Source organism: Paracoccus rhizosphaerae (assembly GCF_026162645.1).
In the GTDB taxonomy this organism is placed as follows: Bacteria; Pseudomonadota; Alphaproteobacteria; order Rhodobacterales; family Rhodobacteraceae; genus Paracoccus; species Paracoccus rhizosphaerae.
The window spans coordinates 1-1,299 of the sequence record NZ_JAOTBE010000170.1; the positions used below are offsets into that span (position 1 = coordinate 1).

Consider the following 1,299-nt stretch of genomic DNA (forward strand, 5'->3'; position numbering starts at 1 on the left):
TGAAAGACTGGAGACGTGTCGCCACGCGTTACGACAGGTGCCCGGAGACTTACCTCTCCGCAATCGCATTGGCCGCGACCGTCATGTTCTGGCTGTGATCAAGAACGAGTCCTGACCCTAGGTAGCGCATGGACATGGTCGTCCTGGCGCATATCAAGAAACAGTCGCGTCTGAGCTTGGGCAGCTATGGTCGCCCGAGGATGACAGACGAGTTGAAAGAGGTCGGTGTCGATGTCGGGCATCGACGCGTCGGTCGCCTGATGCGCGAAAACAGGATCATCGTTGAAAGAACGCGTAAGTTCAAAGCCACGACCGACAGCGACCATATGTTCAACATCGCCCCGAACCTGCTGGATCGCGACTTTATTGCAGCCAGGGCCAACCAGAAATGGGCGGGCGACATCAGCTACATCTGGACCCGCGAGGGCTGGCTGTATCTGGCAGTGATCCTCGATCTGCACTCCCGGCGCGTCATTGGCTGGGCCGTCAGAAATCGCATGAAGCGCGATTTGGCAATCCGGGCCTGGAAGATGGCCATCGCCCTCAGGTCGCCGCCGAGGGGATGTATCTTCCACAGGTGCGCAGCACGGGGCAGCCAATACTGTTCGCACGACTATCAGAAAGTCCTGCGCGAAAATGGCCTGAAGGCGTCAATGAGCGGTAAGGGAAACTGCTATGATAACGCTGCCGTCGAGACCTTCTTCAAGACCATCAAGGCCGAGCTGATCTGGCGCAGGTCGTGGGAAACACGCCGACAGGCCGAGACGGCCATCTTCCAATACATCAACGGATTCTATAACCCGCGCCGTCGGCACTCAGCTTTGGGAGGCAAAAGCCCTTAGGACTTCGAACGCCAAGTGGCCTAAACAAGCACTGGGAGCGGCACAAATACGCGACAGGTCCACTTGGGACCCCTGTCATACCGAGTTGCAACACGCCGCCGGTCCTTGAGCCTGCCGAACATGATCTCGATGCGATTGCGGCGTTCGTAGCGACGCTTGTCGTACTTCACGGTTGCCTTGGGATGCAGGCGCGTATCCCTTCGTCTTTCAACGCTTCTCGGAACCAGTCGACGTCATATCCGCGGTCCCTGAGCAGCCAGTGAACATCCGGCAGGCTGCTCAGCAACGCCAGCGCGCCGATGTAATCGCTGACCTGCCCGGCGGTGACGAAAAGGAGTTTGATCCCAGGGTTTGATGGTGCGATCCTTTTTCAGGAATGGAAGGAAGCATTATGGGCCAGGTTCGTCACGGGAGCGCCACGACCACGCACGCCGTCAGAGCTGCAATAATGAGGGCT

The 1,299-nt window shown here is 58.2% G+C and carries 3 pseudogenes; 2 read left to right on the forward strand and 1 reads right to left on the reverse strand.

Annotation, left to right across the window (positions count from 1 at the left end):
• Positions 1 to 98, forward strand: a pseudogene (locus tag OC184_RS20210) (IS5/IS1182 family transposase); the annotation flags it as partial.
• Between the two features lie 27 nt (positions 99 to 125).
• Positions 126 to 842 (forward strand): annotated as a pseudogene (locus OC184_RS20215) (IS3 family transposase); the annotation flags it as partial.
• 20 nt (positions 843 to 862) lie between these two features.
• On the opposite strand, the pseudogene OC184_RS20220 reads toward OC184_RS20215, so the two are convergent.
• Positions 863 to 1,173, reverse strand: a pseudogene (locus OC184_RS20220) (transposase); the annotation flags it as partial.
• Between the last annotated feature and the right edge of the window lie 126 nt (positions 1,174 to 1,299).